Consider the following 20,409-nt stretch of genomic DNA (forward strand, 5'->3'; position numbering starts at 1 on the left):
GAGACCAACGGGCAATCGGCCATGATTCAACGAGTCAAAATTGTGGCGGGGAAGCCGGCTCCCCCGCCACAAACACAATCAGCTCGGTTTGGTTTCAACCAACGACTGCTGCGCCAATTCCTTCTCTGCTTCCTTGAGATCTTCCTCGCTGATCATCTCGGCAATCGCCCGCAAACGCTCGACCACTCGCGCATTGACGCTGCCTTCAGGGAATTGCCCCTCCTCATCCGGCTCACCGGCCGGCTCGCCCACCAGCAGACTCAAGGCCTCGTCAGCCTGGCGCACCGCATAGACATGGAACTGCCCCGCCCGCACAGCCTGCAATACCTTCTCGTCCAGCATCAGCGTCGCGACGTTGGCCTGGGGAATGATCGCCCCTTGCTCGCCAGTCAAGCCACGGGCTTCGCATAGACGGAAGAAACCTTCGATCTTCTCGTTGACCCCGCCCACCGCCTGTACTTCACCAAACTGGTTGATCGAGCCGGTGATGGCAAAACACTGCTTGAGCGGCGTCTTCGACAGCGCCGAGATCAAGGTGCAGGCCTCGCCCAGGGAGGCGCTGTCGCCGTCGACATAACCGTAGGACTGCTCCAGGGCGATGCTCGCGGAGATCGCCAACGGGAATTCCTGGGCATAACGGCTGCCCAGGTAACCGGTGAGGATCATCACGCCCTTGGAGTGAATCGGCTGACCGAGGTTGACCTCGCGCTCGATATCGACAATGCCACTGCCGCCCGGGTACACCGTCGCCGAGATCCGCGCCGGTACACCAAAGGCCGAATCACCGACTTCCAGCACGGTCAAGCCGTTGCACTTGCCGACAGAAGCGCCGGCAGTATCGATCAGGATGACTCCCGCCAGCATGTCGTCGAGAATCCGCGCCGAGACCCGCCCGGTGCGCGTGGCCTTGGCCTTGAGCGCACGTTCGATATGGCCGGCGTCGGTCATTTCATCGCCCGCCAGGTGACGAATGAAATCCGCCTCGCTGACCAACTGGAACAGATCGCCGATCCGCGCCGACAAACGCCCCTGATGTTCCGCCAGCCGCGCACTATGGGTGGCCAGACGCGCCACCGCATCCGACGTCAACGGCGCCATGCCTTCTTCCGAGGTGCGGGTTTTCAGCAACTGGGCGAACTGCTCCAGGCTTTCGTCGACCATCGGGATGTCTTCATCGAAGTCCACCAGCACCCGGAATATCTCCTGGAAGTCCGGGTCCAGGTCTTGCAGCGTGTAGTACAACTGCCGGGAGCCAATGATAACGACCTTGACCTGCAACGGGATCACTTGCGGGTTCAGGGTCACCGTGGCCAAGCGGCCCAACTCGCCCAGTGGCGATTCCATTTTCAACTTGCGCGATTGCAGGGCACGCTTGAGGGCGTCCCAGACAAACGGTTCGCTGAGCATTTTCTCCGCTTCCAGGATCAGGAAACCACCATTGGCTCGATGCAGTGCACCCGGCCTTAACTGCCGGTAGGTGGTGTAGAGCGCGCCCTGGTCGGTGCTGTATTCAATGCGACCAAACAGGTTGTCGTAGGTCGGATGAGGCTCGAACACCACCGGCGCACCACCGTTGGCCGGATGGCCGACCACCAGGCTCGGGCAGTATTGCTCTTCCAGCAGCTTGCGGGCCTGTGCGTCGGTCTTCGCGTCGTCCACCAATTGCTCGACCACGGTTTTCAGCAGGTAGACCTGCATCGCTTGCAGGTAACCGCAGACGCCGGCGTTTTCCGCGTACTTCTCGGACAAAGGCGCCAACAATGGCTGCAAGGCTAGGGTGATGGTTTCTTCGTTGAAGTGGCGCATCTGGTTATTGGACTCGCGCTTCCACTGGGGCAGGCTGGCGAGTTCTTCGTTGAGGCGTTCTTCCAGTTCGGAAATATCAGTGTGGAAACGCTCGCGATCGGCTTCCGGCAACTGCGAGAACTCGGCCTCATCCAGGGCCTTGCCTTCGGCCATCGGCGTAAAGGCAATGTTGGTACTGTCGCGGTACAGCGCCACGTCCTTTTCCAGGGCCAGGCGTTCGATCACGTCCAGTGCGCGGTCATAGCGCTGGTTGAAGGCCCGGTCGATAGCGCTTTTGCGCTGTTGATAAGTCGGGTGTTCAAAGACCGCCGGGAAGGTCGCCACCAGGTTATCAATCAGGCCGTTGATATCGATGATAAACGCCGCCGCGCCACCCGCAGGCAGCTCCAACGCGCGGGGTTCGCGGGGCTCGTCGAAGTTATTGACGTAGACCCAGTCCGCCGGGGTCTGCAGGCGTTTGCCTTCGGCCTTGAGGTAGCGTTTGACGAACGAAAAGCGGCCGGTTCCAGGCTCGCCCATGACAAATACGTTGTAACCGGGGCGTGGCATGGCCACGCCAAACTGCAAGGCTTCGACCGCACGTTCCTGGCCTAGCACGCCGCGAAAGGGCTCCAAATCATTGGTGGTCGAGAAGCTGAACTGTTCAGCGGAGAAAGGGCGAGTCAGCGCTTCGGGCGCTAGACGCAAGCTGGCAGCAACAGGATCAGGCATTGGGCTTCCTTACATCAGGCGGGGCAATGGCGGCATTCTGGCGCCGTGCGTGGCTGACTGGCAAGGCACGACTTAGGGAAAGCATAGACACTGGATCGGCCTTGCCAAAAAACCTCTGTGTTCTCAATTGTTTTACAAAAAGTCACGGAACCCTTGGATCGTGCCTAAACTCCAAACTGCGCGGGTTGGACTAATAACCGGCCCCTAGGGTGCTGTGAGGCACCTGAAACCCTTGTCCATTGGTTTGCACACTAAGAGAATAAAGCTATGAAACGGATCCTTCTCGGTACTCTCTTCACCGTCGTCTCCCTCAATGCAATGGCTGAAGCGCCAGGTGGCCCGAACTGCGGTTGGGGCAACCTGCTGTTCGAAGGCCAACGTGGTACTCCCGCTCACTTCCTGGCGTCCACCACCAACGGTACCTCCGGTAACGCCACCTTCGGCATGACCTCAGGCACCAACGGCTGCGCCACCAACAGCGCCCTGACTTACGGCGGCAAATCGTGGATTGCCATGAATGGCATGATGAACGAGCTGTCCGAAGACATGGCCAAAGGCAATGGCGAAGCGCTGACCACCTACGCCGTGGTACTGGGTGTTGCTCCAGAAGATCGTGAACACTTTGCAGCAGTGACTCACGAACACTTCCAGCAGATCTTCAGCAAGGCTGACGTGACCGCAGAAGACGTGCACTCCAACACCATCGCTGTACTGAAAAGCGACACCCGTCTGGCGAAATACGCGACCCAGGCTTAATCTCGACCCGCCCGCGCCTTTCGAGGCGCGGATTTTATATTTTTGGACCTGCCCCTACTTTGGGTCTTTTTTATTTCGACTTAAGTTGCCCCTATGCTCAAACGCCTTGTTTGCCTGGCACTCTTCGCCTGCGCCCCGCTGCATGCGGCACCGCACCTTGATGATCAACGTTTGCAGCAACTGGCCAACGATCCATTCTGGCTATCACTGGGCCATTACGAAGCTGGCAAACTAAAAGGCTGGCGCAGTTATGTCAGCGACCAGAAGTTTTTCCTCGCCGCCGACGGCGCCCATCACCCGGATGCAGAACTCAAGGCCACCGTACAGGCGCTCTACGCCCCGGCGACGGCAGGCGAAAAACACGCCCAATGCGTTTACCCGGCACGTACCCGCTGGCTCAAGGACCAGTTGCAACTGACTGACTTGCCAACCGTGGACTGCACAGAATTTAAGCAATGGTTCAAGGACGTCGCCCCCCACAGCGCGGTGATGATCTTCCCGGCAGCCTACCTCAACAGCCCGTCGTCAATGTTCGGCCACACCCTGCTGCGCATCGACCAGGCTGACGTACAAAGCAACAACACCGCCCTGCTCAGCTACGCGATCAACTTCGGCGCCTATATCGAAGGCTCGGACAACAGCATCCTCTATGCCTGGAAAGGCTTGATGGGCGGCTATCCGGGCCTCTTTGCCCTGGTGCCCTATCAGGAAAAACTCTCCGAATACCGGAGCCTTGAGAACCGCGACCTGTAGGAATACCGGCTGAACCTGACCCAGGTCGAAACCGAGCGCATGGTCGAGCACGTCTGGGAACTCAAGCAGATTCAGTTCGACTATTTCTTCTTCGACGAAAACTGCTCCTACCGCCTGCTGGAACTGCTGCAAGTGGCACGGCCGGGCCTGCGGCTGACCGAACAGTTCCCGCTGACAGCCATTCCCACCGACACGGTTAAAGCCGTGAAGGACGCCGGACTGGTGGAGAAAATCGACTACCGGCCCTCCCGCGAACGTGAACTGCTGGAGCGCGCCAAGCCCCTGGACGGCGATGAACAGCAGTGGGTGCTGAAAATCAGCGACGACCAGAAACAATTGCAGGACCCAACCTTCAAGGCCATCACCAAGGATCGCCAGGCGCTGATCATCGACGCAGCCTATCGTCTGGGCCGCTACCGCGCCAATGGCCTGGAGCGCGATACCGAGCGCTCCCAGCGCAGCTTCGAATTACTGCGGGCAATCAACCAGAACCCGGCGCCGGACCTTAAAATAGAACGCCCCGGTCTGCCCGAAAACGGCCACGAATCCCGCACATGGCAAGCCGGCATCGGCACCCGTGGCGACAAGGCCTTCGGCGAATACGGCCTGCGCATGGCCTACCACGACCTCAATGACAACGCCGAAGGCTTCCCCCTGGGTGCGCAGATTGAAATCCTGCAAATGAAACTGCGCCAGTACGAAGGCAATCACTGGCAGTTGCAGCAACTGGACCTGGCGACCATTCGCTCTCTAACCCCGCGCAACGAGCTGCTACAACCCTGGTCCTGGCAAGTCACCGGAGGCCTTGAGCGCGTGCCGGGCAAACATGACGACGAAACCCTGGTCAGCCACGTCAACGGCGGCGCCGGCGGCACCTGGCAACTGCGCGACGACATGCTCGGCTTCGCCCTCGGCACCGTGCGCGTGGAACACAACAGCGACTTCGACGAATTCATCTCTCCGGCTGCCGGATTCAATACCGGCGTACTCTGGAAAAATCCGCTGGGTAACCTCAGCCTGGAAGCCAAGGGCGACTTCTTCACCAACGGCGAAGTGCGGCGCAGTGTCAGCCTGAATCAGCAGTGGGAATTGTCCCGCAATCTGGGTTTGCGCTTGAGCGCGCAGCGGGAGTTCAGTCATCTGGCGACGCCAGTCAATGAGGTGATGCTTGAGGTGAAGTGGTATCACTACTAAATCGCCTGCCCAACAAGGAATTTCAACCTACATGGCCGTTACTTGCACCAGCCTTGAACAAGTCCGAGAAAACATCGACCGCCTCGATCGACAGATCGTTGCACTGCTGGCCGAACGGGGCGGCTTTGTCTCCCAGGCCGCACGGTTCAAAAAAAACACCGATGGGGTCAAGGCACCGCAGCGTGTCGAACAGGTGATCGCCAAGGTGCGGAGCTTGTCCCACGCGGTTGGCGCCAATCCCGAGGTCACCGAGCAGGTCTATCGGGCAATGATTTCGGCCTTTATCCAGCAGGAGTTGGAAGAGCACGCCGCTCTCTCGGTTACCCCGGAGCAGTAGATCCGGCCGACATATACATTCAGTGTGAGGGTTTTCAAATACACATCAGCACAAACAAAATTTTCGTTCGCGCCCAACTCATTGATAAATATTCAGAAAATATCAGACGAAGTTTTAGCTTTTCTCAGTCGATACAAACCTGCTTTTACTCGATTCTCTTTGTGAGGATTTGTGTCTAGTATCGGATGGCAATCAAATTGCCACCACGTCTATACACGGATCTGAATGGGTAAGAGGCACATATGGAATTTTTTGAAAAGCTCACCAGCCTAGCGACTAAAGTCCGCTTGCAAGGCCCCGCAATTCAAACAGAAGAAGCCACAAAAAATGCTTTTGTAATGCCTTTTATCAACACGGTCCTGGGCTACGACGTGTTTGACCCACAGGAAGTGACACCTGAATTTGTCTGCGATGTCGGGACGAAAAAGGGTGAAAAAATCGATTACGCAATCATGAAGAATGGTGAGGTTCAAATACTCATCGAATGCAAAAAGATCGGCGAGCCGCTAAACATCAATCATGCATCGCAGTTGTTTCGATACTTCCACGTTACTAGCGCAAGGATCTCAATCCTCACCAACGGTCAGGTCTACAAGTTTTTTACTGACTTGGATGCGCCTAACAAGATGGACGAAAAGCCGTTTTTGGAGTTAGACCTGCTGAACATCGATGAGTACTCGGCTCCAGAACTGACCAAGCTGACGAAGTCTGCCTTTGACGTAGATTCAATCATCAATGCAGCTGGGGAGCTGAAGTACGTCAGCCAAATCAAAAAAATCATCGCCTTGCAAGTCAGTAAACCTGAGGATGATTTCGTCAAAGTATTCGCGTCTCGGGTGTACGAGGGAGTGATCACACAAAAAGTCCGTGAGCAGTTCTACGAGTTAACCCGAAAGGCGTTAAGCCAGTTCCTCAACGACCAAATCAATGATCGACTCAAGTCAGCTATGAGTGGTGCTATCCAGCCGACCATGGCCTCATTACCTGTTTCTACCAGTGCCAACACGGACATTACAGAATGCGATGAGTCAGAGGATAAGGTTCTAACGACGCTGGAAGAACTGGAGGGGTACCACATCGTAAGGGCTGTCGTACGCTCAGTAGTCGATGCGAAGCGAATCGTGCAGCGCGATACGCAAAGCTACTTCGGGATATTGTTGGACGACAATAACCGCAAACCGATTTGCCGGCTTCATTTCAACCGGAGCCAGAAGTACATCGGGATTTTTGACGAAGAAAAAAATGAAACCCGGCATGCCATATCGTCCATTGACGAGATTTACGAATACTCAGACCACCTGAAGAAAACGGTGGGGTATTACGACTGAGGAAAGAGGCCCCATGCATCTACATACCTTTGCAGCCTGACTTAAAACTTGTGGCGAGGGGGCTTGCCCCCGTTGGGCTGCGCAGCGGCCCCAAAACCGACAACGGTGTTCGTTTTGGAAAAACGCGTTTGCCTGATTGGGGCTGCTGCGCAGCCCAACGGGGGCAAGCCCGCTCGCCACAGGATGGGGGGATTGCTCGCCGTAGCCGCCGAGGATGATGATTAAGGACAAGGGGTTGATGGCCCTTCAATCCCACACATTTCTCACACGCCTTTCACACCCACCCAACGAATCCCCTTCTAAACTTCCCTCAACAGCCGTTCAACGGCCAGGGAGTATGAGATGTGGCGGTTCGCAGTAGCGCTGGGCCTGTTGGTGTTGCTGAGCGGTTGCCAGTCAACCCACGAGGATTTGCTGGCCAAGGGTTATCCACCAGCCTTTGCCGATGGTTTCGACGACGGTTGCAGCAGTGGCCGCCAGGCGGCTGGTGTGATCACCGGAGAGTTTCGCAAGAACGTCCCACGCTATCTGAAAGACCGGCCATACGCCGAAGGCTGGGACGACGGCTTCCGCCAGTGCAAGGCCATGCGCGAGAGCGAAGACCTCAATGACTATAAGGACCGCCACTGGGACGAGCGGGAACGGGCCTGGCAGCAGGAGAAGGACCGTGACGCGGCCAAGGCTTATCGCTCGCAATAGGTCGCTTTCAGACATCCATCGAAACTTAACCCCTGCGACCATGGCCCAAACTCCATAACAGGAGAATCTCATGAGTCGAGCTTTCGTCAACGAAGACAGCGCCGCGGCCCAGGCCAGCCAACCGGTGGAACGCCAGGTCAGCGCGCAACCCAATCACCTCACTGCACAGGGGCTGGCGCAGTTGCAGGCCAAGGTTGCCTATTTGCAGCACCAGTACAGTGAAGAGTCTGCCAAGGGCGAGCAGGCCGACAAACAGCGCCAGGCTGACCTTGAGCGGGATTTGCGTTACTTCAACCAGCGTCTACAAAGCGCCCAGGTGGTAGCACCGGCGACCTCTACCGATAAAGTGCAGATCGGCAGTTGGGTGACCTTTGCCAATGAACAGGATGCGGAGCAACGCATTCAGTTAGTGGGTGAGGATCAGGCCGATGCAAGCGTGGGCCTGATCAACTGGGGGTCGCCTCTGGGCCGGGCGTTGCTGGGTGCCCAGGTAGGCGACGAGGTGCTGTGGAAGCGCCCCGCCGGCAATCAGTTGATCGAGATCCTACGCATCGAACCCCAGGTTTAGACGATGCCCTGGGCCAGCATTGCATCGGCCACTTTGACAAAACCGGCGATATTCGCGCCCTTGACGTAGTTGACCCGGCCATTTTCTTCGCCGTAGTGCACGCAAGCGTGGTGGATCGACTGCATGATGCTGTGCAGCTTGCTGTCCACTTCGCCAGCGGTCCACAGCAGGCGCATGGCGTTTTGCGACATTTCCAGGCCGCTCACCGCTACGCCGCCAGCATTGGAAGCCTTGCCTGGGGCGAACAGGACGCCTGCGTCGATAAAGATATCCACAGCCTCAAGAGTGGTGGGCATGTTGGCGCCTTCGGCCACGCACAGGCAGCCATTGCGCAACAATGCGCGCGCGGCGTCGGCGTCCAGTTCGTTCTGGGTCGCGCATGGCAGGGCGATGTCGCAGGCAAGCTCCCACGGGGTCTTGCCCGCGCGAAATTCCAGGCCGAAGCGCTCGGCCAACTCGCTGATACGACCACGCTGGACGTTTTTCAGCTCCAGCAGTGCCGACCATTGCTCCTCGGTCAACCCGCTTTCGCAGTACAAGGTGCCTTCAGAGTCGGACAGGGAAATCACCTTGCCGCCCAGGTCCATGACCTTGCGTGCCGCGTACTGGGCGACGTTGCCGGAGCCTGAGACCGCCACACGCTTGCCTTCGACGCGCTGGCCGTTGCGCTTGAGCATTTCTTCAGCGAAGTACACGCAGCCAAAGCCGGTGGCTTCCGGGCGGATCAGGCTACCGCCGTAGCTCATGCCCTTGCCGGTCAGCACGGAGGTGAACTGGTTGCTCAGGCGTTTGTATTGGCCGAACAAAAACCCGATTTCCCGGGCGCCGACACCGATGTCGCCGGCCGGAACGTCCACGTCCGAGCCGATATGACGGTACAGCTCGCTCATGAAGGCCTGGCAGAAACGCATGACTTCGGCGTCGCTCTTGCCCTTGGGATCAAAGTCCGACCCACCCTTGCCGCCGCCCATGGGCAGCGAGGTCAGGGAGTTCTTGAAGGTCTGTTCGAAGGCGAGGAATTTCAGCACGCCAAGGTTTACCGAAGGATGGAAGCGCAGGCCGCCCTTGTAGGGGCCGATGGCGCTGTTCATCTGGATGCGGAACCCGCGATTGACCTGGACCTTGCCGTGATCGTCGACCCAAGACACCCGAAACGTAATGGCGCGCTCCGGCTCGCAAATGCGCTCCAGGATGCCCGAGGTCAGGTAGTGGGGATTGGCTTCAAGAAACGGCCACAGGCTGCGCAGGACCTCTTCCACGGCCTGGTGGAATTCCGGCTGGTCCGGGTCGCGTTTCTTTAGGCGGGAAAGGAAGGATTCAACGGATTCGATCATGAAAAGTCTCGGCAAATTTATTGTCGTTAAAGGAGATTTGAGCCTGACTTTAACAATTCATGTCGCACCGCAACAGCGCAAAATGTCGCCTTTTTGAATTTAAATGGTGCGATTAATATAAATAACCCAGCTTTACAGGTTTTTTTGCACCTTAAGGGGGAGTGCAGTTCCAAGCCGCGCACCAACAGATACCGCCTCGTAACGCGCAAAAAAAACGGAGCCCGAAGGCTCCGCTTTTTCAAACCACCAGCCCGAATCAGGCCAGTTTTTTGTGCCGTACACGATGCGGCTGGGCAGCCGCATCGCCGAGGCGTTTCTTGCGATCGGCTTCGTACTCGGTGTAGTTGCCTTCGAAGAACACGGCCTGGGAGTCGTCTTCGTACGCCAGGATATGAGTGGCCACGCGGTCAAGGAACCACCGATCGTGAGAGATCACAATGGCGGCGCCCGGGAAGTCCAGCAGGGCTTCTTCCAGGGAACGCAGGGTTTCCACGTCGAGGTCGTTGGACGGTTCGTCGAGCAGCAGGACGTTGCCGCCCTCTTTCAAGGTCAGGGCCAGGTGTAAGCGACCGCGCTCACCACCGGACAGGTCCTTGACGAACTTCTGCTGGTCGCCGCCCTTGAAGTTGAAACGGCCAACATAGGTGCGCGACGGAATTTCATAGTTGCCGATGCGGATCTGGTCGGAACCGTCGGAAATCTGCTGGAACACGGTCTTGCTGCCGTCGAGGTCGTCGCGGCTCTGATCCACGCAGGCAAGCTGCACGGTTTCGCCGACTTCGATGGTGCCCGAATCCGGTTGTTCCTTGCCCATCAGCATGCGGAACAGGGTGGATTTACCCGCACCGTTACCGCCGATCACGCCGACAATGGCGCCCTTGGGCATGGAGAACGACAGGTTGTCGATCAGCACGCGATCGCCGTAACCCTTGGAAACGTTCTTGAATTCGATAACCTTGTCACCCAGGCGCGGGCCGGCCGGGATGTAGATTTCGTTGGTTTCGCTGCGCTTCTGGAATTCCTGGGATTGCATTTCCTCGAAGCGTTGCAGACGGGCCTTGGATTTTGACTGACGCGCCTTGGCACCTTTTCGTACCCATTCCAGCTCGTCTTTCATGGCCTTTTCATGGGCCGACTGCTGCTTGGATTCAGCGGCCAGACGGTCGGACTTCGCTTCCAGCCAACCGGAGTAGTTGCCCTCGTAAGGGATACCAGCGCCACGGTCGAGTTCCAGAATCCAACCAGCGACGTTGTCCAGGAAGTACCGGTCGTGCGTGATCGCAACCACGGTGCCCGGGAAGTCGTGGAGGAAATGCTCCAGCCAGGCGACGGAATCGGCGTCCAGGTGGTTGGTGGGTTCGTCGAGCAGCAACATGTCGGGGGCCGACAGCAGCAGGCGGCACAGGGCCACACGGCGCTTTTCACCACCGGACAGATGTTCGACCTTGGCGTCCCACGCCGGCAGGCGCAGCGCATCGGCGGCGACTTCCAGCTGGCGCTCCAGGTTGTGACCGTCACTGGCTTGCAGGATGGCTTCGAGCTTGGCCTGTTCGGCGGCCAGCTTGTCGAAGTCGGCATCCGGCTCGGCGTAGGCGGCGTAGACCTCGTCCAGGCGAGCCTGGGCGTTCTTGATCACGCTGACCGCTTCCTCGACCACTTCACGCACGGTCTTGGTTGGGTCCAGGATGGGTTCCTGCGGCAGGTAGCCGATGTTCAGCTCGGGCATCGGGCGGGCTTCGCCGTCGAACTCGGTGTCGACGCCAGCCATGATTTTCAACAGCGTGGATTTACCCGAACCGTTGAGGCCGAGCACGCCGATCTTGGCGCCCGGGAAGAAGGACAGAGAAATGTTTTTCAGGATTTCCCGCTTCGGCGGAACAACTTTGCTCAGCCGATGCATGGTGAAGACGTATTGAGCCATGGTGAACCTAGCGTCAGTGACTGATGAATTAAGCGGGCGAAGCCCGTGCCAGGCCATGCGCGGCGCGGGCCGTTGATGTTGATCAATGCCTGCGTACGGGAAAAGCCTGATTGTCTGGGGCTGGGACGCCCTCGCGTAACCGGCAAAGCTACCTGAATGCGGGTGGGCAGTCCAGCCAAGCAGGGCTGGCACTTTGCCACAACACAAGGCATGCTAGCCGCCCTCCGGGCGTCCGGCTTATAGTGCACGTCGCGCGCCAGTCCAGCCAAACCGCAGGATCACAGTTTGTCCAACGTCACGCCGCCAACTCCCCTGCGCGCTGCTCATATAGCGCCGGGAGCGCCCCTGCACGGAACCCTCAAGGGCGCATTGGCGACGCTGGTCCTCGTGCTGCTCGCATTATTGTTCTGGCAACTGCTGGATCAATTGCAGCAGAACCAGAAGGACCAACAGCAGTACACCATCGACTACAGCGCAGACCTCGCCGAACAGATCAGCCTGAACATGGCCTTGAGCGCACAGATCGCCCTGAATCTGCTGCCGATCGTCGAGCCGCCGCGCAACGATGAACAGCAACAAGCCTTGATGCGCACTCTGCAACGCTCGTTGCCGGAACTACGCAGCGTCGCCCTGCTCGCCCCCAGCGGAGCGATGATCAGTGACAGCGCCAAAGACAGCCAGGACAGCGCCTGGCTGGCAGAACTGGTCAAGCGCAGCCATTCCCAGTCTTATTACTTGAGCAATAACAACGAGGGCACAGTCATTTACCTGCTGCTGCATCAGCCCAGCGGCGGCGCCAAAATGTACTGGGCGTTGCGCCTGGCACCCAACTACCTGGCCAACCTGACCCGCCAGGATGGCCAGGGCCAGCGGCCGATGTGGGTCATTGAAAACCGCCTGAACCACCGAGTGGTCAGCCGCGACAGCGGCATGACGGCCCAATGGGCGGCAGCGCTGACCCCGGACGAGCTGAACAAAAGCGTGCTGGTCACACCCTTGAGCAAAAGTGACTGGCAACTGCGCGGTCTGTTTGATCGCGTCGCCATGCTGGAGCAACTGCTGCCGGCGTTTATCGGCAAATGCCTGCTGGGCCTGGCCTTCTCGCTGGTCCCGGTGATTGTCCTGCTGAACATGCGCCGCCGCCAGCGCCAGGTCCATGAAGGCCGCCGGCGCTACCAGGATATTTTCGAAGGCACTGGCGTGGCCTTGTGCGTTCTTGATCTGTCCGGCTTACGCGCGTTTTTCGACAAGGCCCACTTGCAGACCCGTGAACGTCTGCAGGACTGGCTGCAAAACAGCCCGGAGCAACGCCAGCAACTGCTCAAGGAACTGCGCATCACCGAGGTCAACCAGGTTGCCGTGCGCCTGCTCAATGTGGCGTCCTGCGAACAAGCCTGGGAGCGCCTAATCGACGGTTGCCCGCTGAACACCACTGCCATCGGCTATCAAGTGCTCGAAGCTGTGCTCACCCAGCGAAAGCAGCTTGAGCTAGAGATTCAGCTCAACGACGTCGAAGGTAACGAACAATATCTGTGGCTGGTCATGCGCCTACCGGAAGAGCAGCACGACTATAAGGCGGTGATCCTCAGTATCAGCGACATCACCAGCCGCAAGCTGATCGAGTTGTCCCTGGTGGAACGCGAAGGCTTCTGGTCGGACGTGGTGCGTACCGTGCCCGATCACCTCTATGTACAGGACGTGATCAGCCAGCGGATGATTTTCAGCAACCACCATCTGGGGCACACCCTGGGCTACAACAAGCCCGAGTTGCAGCAAATGGGCGAGTACTTCTGGGAAATCCTGTTGCACCCCGAAGACGCCGAGCATTATCACGAACTGCGCCAACAGCAGCGTGCCGCCGGCTATCTGGCCCAACTGCAATGCCAGTTGCGCTTTCGCCACCGTAATAATCAATGGCGTCGGTTCGATATCCGCGAACAAGCCCTGGCGCGGGACAAGTCCGACCAAGTCACGCGGATCATCGGCGTGGCCAAGGACATTACCGATCAGATCGAAGCCAGCGAGTCCCTGCGTGACAGCGAGCAGCGCTACCGCATGCTGGCGGAAAGCATCAGCGATGTGATTTTTTCCACCGACAGCAAACTGGCCCTCAACTACGTCAGCCCCTCGGTGCATGCGGTGCTGGGTTATGAGGTCGAGTGGATTTTCAAGAACGGCTGGCAATCGACCATTGCCAACCCGCAGCAACTGACCGGCATCTACACCTTGGTGGAACGGGTCAGCCGCGCCCTGGACAATCCAGAGACCCTGGCCCAGCTGCGCAACGAAGTGCAGACCCAACTGTTCCTGTTCGATTGCCTACGGGCCGATGGGCGCAAGGTGCCAATCGAACTGCGGCTGGTACTGGTCTGGGATGAGCACGGCGCGTTCGAAGGCATTCTCGGTGTCGGTCGCGACATCAGCCAGCAACGCCGCGCCGAGAAAGACCTGCGCATGGCGGCCACGGTCTTTGAACACTCCACCTCGGCGATTCTGATTACCGACCCAGCCGGTTACATCGTGCAGGCCAACGAGGCGTTCAGCCGGGTCAGCGGTTATGCCGTGGCGGATGTCCTCGACCAGTTGCCGAACATGCTCACCGTCGACGAACAACAGGAAGCGCACCTGCGCTACATACTCAAGCAGTTGCACCAGCACAGCACCTGGGAAGGTGAAGTGTGGCTCAAGCGCCGCAGCGGCGAGCACTACCCAGCCTGGGTCGGCATCACCGCCGTGCTCGATGACGAGGGTGACCTGGCCAGCTACGTGTGTTTCTTCAGCGACATCAGTGAGCGCAAGGCCAGCGAACAGCGCATCCACCGCCTGGCCTACTACGACGCCCTGACCCACCTGCCTAACCGCACGCTGTTCCAGGATCGCCTGCACACCGCGCTGCAGTCGGCAGAACGGCAGAAGTCATGGGTGGTGCTGATGTTCCTCGACCTTGACCGCTTCAAACCGATCAACGATTCCCTGGGCCACGCCGCCGGCGACCGCATGCTCAAGGAAATGGCCACCCGCCTGCTGGGCTGCGTGGCTGAAGACGACACAGTCGCGCGCATGGGCGGCGACGAGTTCACCCTGTTGCTACAACCGCGAGTCAGTCGCGAGCTGGCGCTGAACCGGGCAATCCATGTGGCCGAACAGATCCTCGCCAGCCTGGTGAAGCCGTTCGTGCTGGAGGGCCGCGAGTTTTTCGTCACGGCCAGTATCGGCATCGCGCTGAGCCCTCAGGACGGCAATGAACTGAGCCAACTGATGAAAAACGCCGACACGGCGATGTATCACGCCAAGGAACGGGGCAAGAACAACTTCCAGTTCTACCAGGCCGATATGAACGCCAGCGCCCTGGAACGCCTGGAACTGGAAAGCGACTTGCGCCACGCTCTGGAGCAGGATGAATTCGTGCTCTATTACCAACCGCAGTTCAGTGGCGATGGCAAACGTTTGACCGGCGCCGAAGCCCTGCTGCGCTGGCGCCATCCGCGACGCGGGCTGGTACCACCGGGGGATTTCATTCCGGTGCTGGAGGAGTTGGGGTTGGTGGTGGATGTGGGCGACTGGGTGATCAGCGAAGCCTGTCGCCAACTCAAGACTTGGCACCAGAACAAGGTGCGGGTACCCAAGGTCTCGGTGAATATTTCCGCCCGGCAGTTCTCCGACGGTCAGTTGGGCACGCGTATCGCCACCATCCTCAAGGACACCGGCCTTCCGCCAGCGTGCCTGGAGCTGGAGTTGACCGAAAGTATCCTGATGCGTGAAGTCAACGAAGCCATGCAGATCCTCGCCAGCCTGAAAAACCTGGGCCTGAGTATCGCGGTGGATGACTTCGGCACTGGTTATTCTTCGTTGAACTACCTCAAGCAATTCCCTATCGACGTGCTGAAAATCGACCGCACCTTCGTCGACGGCCTACCGTCGGGCGAGCAGGACGCGCAGATCGCCCGGGCCATTATTGCCATGGCCCACAGCCTGAACCTGGCGGTGATCGCCGAGGGCGTGGAAACCCATGAGCAACTGGACTTCCTGCGTGAGCATGGTTGCGATGAGGTACAAGGTTATCTGTTCGGCCGGCCGATGCCGGCGAATCGGTTCGAGGCGCAATTCAGCAATGATGCGCTGTTTGTGTTCGATTGATCTGAGGGGCCGAGTGGCCGGAAAGAGGGAGTCGTCCATCCCCAGATGAACACCACTTGTCCGCGACATGATGTCCTTTCATATGCCATCTAAAACCCATTGGGTTAGAATGCTCTCCTTTTCTGCCCCCCGATCCATGAGGACCGCCATGTTCAGCCGTGATTTGACTATTGCCAAGTACGACGCCGATCTCTTTGCCGCCATGGAGCAAGAAGCTGTGCGCCAGGAAGAGCACATTGAGCTGATCGCTTCGGAAAACTACACCAGCCCCGCGGTCATGGAGGCTCAAGGTTCGGTTCTGACCAACAAGTACGCCGAAGGTTATCCGGGCAAGCGTTACTACGGCGGCTGCGAATTCGTCGACGTGGTTGAGCAACTGGCCATCGACCGCGCCAAGGAACTGTTCGGCGCCGATTACGCCAACGTCCAGCCCCACGCTGGTTCCCAAGCCAACAGCGCCGTTTACCTGGCCCTGCTGCAAGCCGGCGACACCATCCTGGGCATGAGCCTGGCCCACGGCGGTCACCTGACCCACGGCGCCAGCGTTTCCTCCTCTGGCAAGCTGTACAACGCCGTTCAATATGGCATCGACACCAACGGCTTGATCGACTACGACGAAGTCGAGCGCCTGGCAGTCGAGCACAAGCCAAAAATGATCGTGGCCGGTTTCTCTGCCTACTCGCAGATCCTCGATTTCCCACGCTTCCGTGAAATCGCCGACAAGGTTGGCGCTTACCTGTTCGTCGACATGGCCCACGTGGCCGGTCTGGTCGCCGCTGGCGTCTACCCGAACCCGGTACCTTTCGCTGACGTGGTGACCACCACCACCCACAAGACCCTGCGCGGTCCACGTGGCGGCCTGATTCTGGCTCGCGCCAACACCGACATCGAGAAGAAGCTGAACTCCGCCGTATTCCCGGGTTCCCAGGGCGGCCCGCTGGAACACGTGATTGCGGCCAAGGCGATCTGCTTCAAGGAAGCACTGCAGCCTGAGTTCAAGACCTACCAGCAACAAGTGGTGAAAAACGCCAAGGCCATGGCTGGCGTGTTCATCGAGCGTGGTTTTGACGTGGTCTCCGGCGGTACTGAGAACCACCTGTTCCTGCTGTCGCTGATCAAGCAGGACATCTCAGGTAAAGACGCTGACGCAGCTCTGGGCAAGGCGTTTATCACCGTGAACAAGAACTCGGTGCCAAACGACCCACGTTCGCCGTTCGTCACCTCGGGCCTGCGCTTCGGCACCCCAGCGGTGACCACTCGTGGCTTCAAAGAGGCTGAGTGCAAGGAACTGGCTGGCTGGATCTGCGACATCCTGGCGGACCTTTCCAACACAGCCGTGATTGATTCTGTTCGTGAGAAGGTCAAGGCCATCTGCAAGAAGCTGCCGGTATACGGCGCTTGATTGCAGTTGCTTGATTGAAAAGCCCACTGTAGGAGCGAGCTTGCTCGCGAAAAACGTCAACGATAACGCGTGCATCCTGGATGCACGCGGTGCCTATGAGTTCTTCGCGAGCAAGCTCGCTCCTACAAGTGGGCTTTTTTATGCCTGATAGATTCGCTGGAAACCCGCGCGAATCTTCTCTTCCGGCAATTCGTCAGCAATAAACACAATCACACTTTCTCGCGCTTCGCCTTCCGCCCACTCGGTGTCCCAGTCGAACCCGTAGAGCTTCAGCACGCCCTGAAAGACCATGCGCCGTTCCTCCCCGGCGATGTTCAGCACGCCCTTGTAACGCAGCAACTGCTTGCCATGATCTTCCAACAGCTCGTTCATGAACTCGCTGAGCTTATCGATATCCAGCGGCTGATCGGTGCGTAGCACCAGGCTGGAGATTCGATCGATGGAGGGTGCCTTGCTCACCGGGCGCAAACTCATGCCGGCGTTGAGATTGAAACCGCGCACATCCAGCAGTTCAGCCAGGTCGATCTTGCCGTGTTCCACGACGCGAATCGGCGCGCGGCGGTTGATGCGGGTCAGGCGTTCGCTGAGGGCGTCGAAGGTGGCATCGTCCACCAGGTCGCGCTTGCTCACCAGCAGGCGGTCGGCAAAACCGATCTGCGCCTGGGCGATGGTTTGGGTGAGATGGTGCTCGGCGTGGGCCGCGTCCACCAGGGTGATGATGCCGTCGAGGATGTAGCGCTCGCGCAGTTCTTCATCGATGAAAAAGGTCTGGGCCACGGGTGCCGGATCGGCCAGGCCGGTGCATTCGATCACCAGCCGATCGAAGGCGATCTCGCCGCTGTCCAGGCGTTCGAGCAACAGGTAGAGGGCCTTGGTCAGGTCGGTGTGGATGGTGCAGCACACGCAGCCGTTGGACAGGGTCATGACTTGCACCGGCTCGCTGCCCAATAGCTGGGTGTCGATACCGGCGTCACTGAATTCGTTTTCGATCACGGCGATTTTCAAGCCGTGTTCGGCCTTGAGCAGGTGGCGCAACAAGGTGGTTTTGCCAGCGCCGAGAAAGCCACTGAGGATGGTGACGGGGATGGGAGAGGACAAAACGCGATTCTCCTTCAATACACAGAAATAAAAATGGGAGCCCATTTACAGGGGCTCCCACCGGACCTGGCTAGCAGGTCAACAGCACTTTGGCCCACCCTTGCCGCCGTAACGGGCTTCCTGGCGTTCCCGGAAGAACGCCTCGTAGTCCATCATCGGCTTGTCCGGGTGTTTGGTTTGCATATGCTCGACATAGTTGTCGTAGTCGGGCATGCCGACCATCAGGCGCGCGGCCTGACCGAGGTATTTACCGAGGCGACTCAGGTCATTGAACATGATTGCAATCCTCTATCACGCGTCCGGTACGGCCTGGAATGGCGATTCTTTATCCGTGCGTTCCTTGTTGCCCCAGGCGGCAATACCGACCTTGAGCGCATAGAACAGGATGCTGAACACCACGAACAGGAACAGTACCGTCAGCGTTGCGTTGGTGTAAGCGTTCCAGATCACGTGTTGCATCTGGTCGATGTTCTTGGCCGGAGCCAGGATTTGACCGTTTGCCAACGCATCACTGTACTTCTTGGCCAGCGCCAGGAAGCCAATCGCCGGGTTGGCGTCGAACAGCTTGATGAAGCCCGCGGCGGTGGTGCAAATCAGCAACCAGATCGCTGGCAACATGGTCACCCAGATGTAGCGCTGGCGCTTCATTTTGATCAGCACAACGGTGGCGAGCATCAGCGCGATACCGGCGAGCATCTGGTTGGAGATGCCGAACAGCGGCCACAAGGTGTTGATGCCACCCAGCGGATCGATTACGCCCTGATACAGCAAGTAACCCCACATCGCCACGCAGCCTGCGGTGGCGATCAGGTTAGCGGTCCACGACTCGGTACGCTTGAGGGCCGGCACGAAGGAGCCGAGCAAATCCTGGAGCATGAAGCGCCCGGCACGGGTGCCGGCGTCTACAGCGGTAAGGATGAACAGCGCTTCGAACAGGATTGCAAAGTGGTACCAGAACGCCATGGTGTTTTCACCCGGCAGGACACTGTGCAGGATCTGCGCAATACCGACCGCCAGGGTCGGCGCACCGCCGGCACGGGCCAGGATGGTGGTTTCACCGATGTCCTTGGCCACCGCCTGCAGCGCTTCCGGAGTAATTGCAAAACCCCAGCTGCTGACGGTTTGCGCAACGGTCACCACGTCAGAGCCGACAATCGCAGCCGGGCTGTTCATGGCGAAGTACACGCCTGGCTCGATCACCGAAGCGGCAACCATGGCCATGATGGCCACGAACGACTCCATCAACATGCCGCCGTAACCGATATAGCGGGAATGAGCTTCATTTGCCAGCAACTTGGGCGTGGTGCCCGAGGAGATCAGCGCGTGGAAACCCGAGACTGCGCCACAGGCAATGGTGATGAACAGGAACGGGAACAGACCGCCCTTCCACACCGGGCCAGTGCCATCGATGAACTGGGTCAACGCCGGCATTTTCAGGTCAGGCATGGTGACCAGGATGCCAATCGCCAGGGCGATGATGGTACCGATCTTCAGGAAGGTAGAAAGGTAGTCACGCGGCGCGAGGATCAGCCACACCGGCAGTACCGCTGCGACGAAGCCGTAGCCGATCAGCATCCCGGTAATCTGAATCCCGTTGAAGGTGAAGGCCTTGGCCCACACTGGATCAGCAGCAATCTGCCCGCCCAGCCAAATCGAACCCAGCAGCAACAGCACGCCGATGACCGAGATTTCACCAATGCGGCCCGGGCGGATGTAGCGCATATAAATGCCCATGAACATCGCGATCGGGATAGTCGCCATTACCGTGAAGATGCCCCACGGGCTTTCGGCCAGGGCCTTGACCACGATCAGCGCCAGCACCGCGAGGATGATGATCATGATCAGGAAGCAGCCAAACAGCGCGATGGTCCCGGGAATGCGGCCCATTTCTTCGCGGACCATGTCCCCCAGGGAACGGCCGTTGCGACGCGTGGAAAGGAACAGGATCATGAAATCCTGTACCGCACCCGCCAGAACTACGCCAGCAATCAGCCATAGCGTACCGGGCAGATAGCCCATCTGCGCCGCCAATACCGGGCCGACCAAAGGCCCTGCGCCGGCAATCGCCGCGAAGTGGTGACCGAAAAGAATGTGTTTGTTGGTCGGCACATAGTCCAGACCGTCGTTGTTGACCACGGCGGGGGTGGCCCGCAGTGGATCGAGCTGCATTACGTGGTTAGCGATGAACAAACTGTAGTAACGGTAAGCCACCAGATAAATGGCCACTGCCGCAACCACAATCCACAAGGCGTTGATCGCCTCGCCGCGGCGTAAGGCCACTACGCCCAGGGCGCATGCTCCTACAATTGCCAGCACCAGCCAAGGTAGATGGCGTAGCAGGCTATTATTATTTTTCATTTAGATA

13 protein-coding genes and 1 pseudogene are annotated in these 20,409 nt (G+C 58.7%); 8 read left to right on the forward strand and 6 right to left on the reverse strand.

Features of this window, described 5'->3' with window-relative positions; genetic code table 11:
- Positions 1–78 precede the first annotated feature (78 nt).
- Positions 79–2,517, reverse strand: coding sequence for a Lon protease family protein (locus tag AAEZ06_RS02000; RefSeq protein WP_149410792.1), 2,439 nt, complete (start codon positions 2,515–2,517; stop codon positions 79–81).
- 267 nt (positions 2,518–2,784) lie between these two features.
- Between AAEZ06_RS02000 and AAEZ06_RS02005 the strand changes: the two genes are divergently transcribed.
- The 6 genes and pseudogenes from AAEZ06_RS02005 to AAEZ06_RS02030 all read left to right on the forward strand — a co-directional run bounded on the left by AAEZ06_RS02005 (position 2,785) and on the right by AAEZ06_RS02030 (position 8,152).
- Entirely contained in the window at positions 2,785–3,273 is a 489-nt protein-coding gene (locus tag AAEZ06_RS02005) for a DUF3015 domain-containing protein (protein ID WP_133099993.1), read from the forward strand.
- A gap of 93 nt (positions 3,274–3,366) precedes the next feature.
- Positions 3,367–5,220: pseudogene (locus AAEZ06_RS02010) on the forward strand (Lnb N-terminal periplasmic domain-containing protein).
- Between the two features lie 31 nt (positions 5,221–5,251).
- Positions 5,252–5,557, forward strand: coding sequence for a chorismate mutase (locus AAEZ06_RS02015; RefSeq protein WP_149410790.1), 306 nt, complete (start codon positions 5,252–5,254; stop codon positions 5,555–5,557).
- Positions 5,558–5,799: 242 nt separating this feature from the next.
- A complete protein-coding gene (locus AAEZ06_RS02020) occupies positions 5,800–6,885 on the forward strand; it encodes a type I restriction endonuclease (protein WP_350612642.1) in 1,086 nt (361 codons plus the stop codon).
- A gap of 342 nt (positions 6,886–7,227) precedes the next feature.
- Positions 7,228–7,584, forward strand: a complete 357-nt coding sequence (locus tag AAEZ06_RS02025) for a hypothetical protein (RefSeq protein ID WP_350612644.1) — start codon at positions 7,228–7,230, stop codon at positions 7,582–7,584.
- Positions 7,585–7,654: 70 nt separating this feature from the next.
- A complete protein-coding gene (locus tag AAEZ06_RS02030) occupies positions 7,655–8,152 on the forward strand; it encodes a GreA/GreB family elongation factor (protein ID WP_149410787.1) in 498 nt (165 codons plus the stop codon).
- On the opposite strand, the gene gdhA is transcribed toward AAEZ06_RS02030, so the two are convergent.
- Both gdhA and ettA read right to left on the reverse strand, forming a co-directional pair.
- The gene (gene gdhA, locus AAEZ06_RS02035; RefSeq protein WP_149410786.1) at positions 8,149–9,486 is read right to left on the reverse strand and encodes an NADP-specific glutamate dehydrogenase; all 1,338 of its coding nucleotides are present in this window, start codon (positions 9,484–9,486) and stop codon (positions 8,149–8,151) included. The genes AAEZ06_RS02030 and gdhA overlap by 4 nt on opposite strands.
- Positions 9,487–9,742: 256 nt before the next feature.
- Positions 9,743–11,407 carry an energy-dependent translational throttle protein EttA gene (ettA, locus tag AAEZ06_RS02040; protein ID WP_133099999.1) on the reverse strand — a complete coding sequence of 555 codons (1,665 nt, stop codon included), beginning with the start codon at positions 11,405–11,407 and terminating at the stop codon, positions 9,743–9,745.
- Positions 11,408–11,692: 285 nt separating this feature from the next.
- Here ettA and AAEZ06_RS02045 point away from each other — a divergent pair, with 285 nt between their 5' ends.
- Together AAEZ06_RS02045 and glyA are read left to right on the forward strand one after the other, a co-directional pair.
- On the forward strand, positions 11,693–15,544 hold the full coding sequence (locus AAEZ06_RS02045; protein WP_350612647.1) for a bifunctional diguanylate cyclase/phosphodiesterase: 3,852 nt from the start codon (positions 11,693–11,695) through the stop codon (positions 15,542–15,544).
- Positions 15,545–15,692: 148 nt separating this feature from the next.
- Positions 15,693–16,946, forward strand: coding sequence for a serine hydroxymethyltransferase (gene glyA / locus AAEZ06_RS02050; protein WP_149410784.1), 1,254 nt, complete (start codon positions 15,693–15,695; stop codon positions 16,944–16,946).
- A 138-nt stretch (positions 16,947–17,084) separates the two neighbouring features.
- Here the strand turns inward: glyA and yjiA are convergent, their stop codons facing one another.
- Genes yjiA through AAEZ06_RS02065 form a run of 3 tightly spaced genes read right to left on the reverse strand, consistent with a single transcriptional unit; the run spans position 17,085 to position 20,402 of the window.
- Positions 17,085–18,089 (reverse strand): GTPase, encoded by a 1,005-nt coding sequence (gene yjiA / locus AAEZ06_RS02055; protein WP_178114378.1) that lies wholly within the window; start codon positions 18,087–18,089, stop codon positions 17,085–17,087.
- A 33-nt stretch (positions 18,090–18,122) separates the two neighbouring features.
- Positions 18,123–18,320: a YbdD/YjiX family protein gene (locus tag AAEZ06_RS02060; protein ID WP_003182142.1), complete on the reverse strand. Its 198-nt coding sequence runs from the start codon at positions 18,318–18,320 to the stop codon at positions 18,123–18,125.
- A 15-nt stretch (positions 18,321–18,335) separates the two neighbouring features.
- Complete coding sequence (locus AAEZ06_RS02065; RefSeq protein WP_149410782.1) at positions 18,336–20,402, reverse strand: carbon starvation CstA family protein; 2,067 nt, start codon at positions 20,400–20,402, stop codon at positions 18,336–18,338.
- Positions 20,403–20,409 lie beyond the last annotated feature (7 nt).

The organism is Pseudomonas sp. HY7a-MNA-CIBAN-0227, assembly GCF_040310325.1.
Lineage (GTDB): Bacteria > Pseudomonadota > Gammaproteobacteria > Pseudomonadales > Pseudomonadaceae > Aquipseudomonas.

Bases quoted from the DNA above. Each gene is read 5' to 3' on its own strand.
- AAEZ06_RS02000 (WP_149410792.1), bottom strand. From the start codon at position 2,517: ATGCCTGATCCTGTTGCTGCCAGCTTGCGTCTAGCGCCCGAAGCGCTG.
- AAEZ06_RS02005 (WP_133099993.1), top strand. From the start codon at position 2,785: ATGAAACGGATCCTTCTCGGTACTCTCTTCACCGTCGTCTCCCTCAAT.
- AAEZ06_RS02015 (WP_149410790.1), top strand. From the start codon at position 5,252: ATGGCCGTTACTTGCACCAGCCTTGAACAAGTCCGAGAAAACATCGAC.
- AAEZ06_RS02020 (WP_350612642.1), top strand. From the start codon at position 5,800: ATGGAATTTTTTGAAAAGCTCACCAGCCTAGCGACTAAAGTCCGCTTG.
- AAEZ06_RS02025 (WP_350612644.1), top strand. From the start codon at position 7,228: ATGTGGCGGTTCGCAGTAGCGCTGGGCCTGTTGGTGTTGCTGAGCGGT.
- AAEZ06_RS02030 (WP_149410787.1), top strand. From the start codon at position 7,655: ATGAGTCGAGCTTTCGTCAACGAAGACAGCGCCGCGGCCCAGGCCAGC.
- gdhA (WP_149410786.1), bottom strand. From the start codon at position 9,486: ATGATCGAATCCGTTGAATCCTTCCTTTCCCGCCTAAAGAAACGCGAC.
- ettA (WP_133099999.1), bottom strand. From the start codon at position 11,407: ATGGCTCAATACGTCTTCACCATGCATCGGCTGAGCAAAGTTGTTCCG.
- glyA (WP_149410784.1), top strand. From the start codon at position 15,693: ATGTTCAGCCGTGATTTGACTATTGCCAAGTACGACGCCGATCTCTTT.
- yjiA (WP_178114378.1), bottom strand. From the start codon at position 18,089: ATGGGCTCCCATTTTTATTTCTGTGTATTGAAGGAGAATCGCGTTTTG.
- AAEZ06_RS02060 (WP_003182142.1), bottom strand. From the start codon at position 18,320: ATGTTCAATGACCTGAGTCGCCTCGGTAAATACCTCGGTCAGGCCGCG.
- AAEZ06_RS02065 (WP_149410782.1), bottom strand. From the start codon at position 20,402: ATGAAAAATAATAATAGCCTGCTACGCCATCTACCTTGGCTGGTGCTG.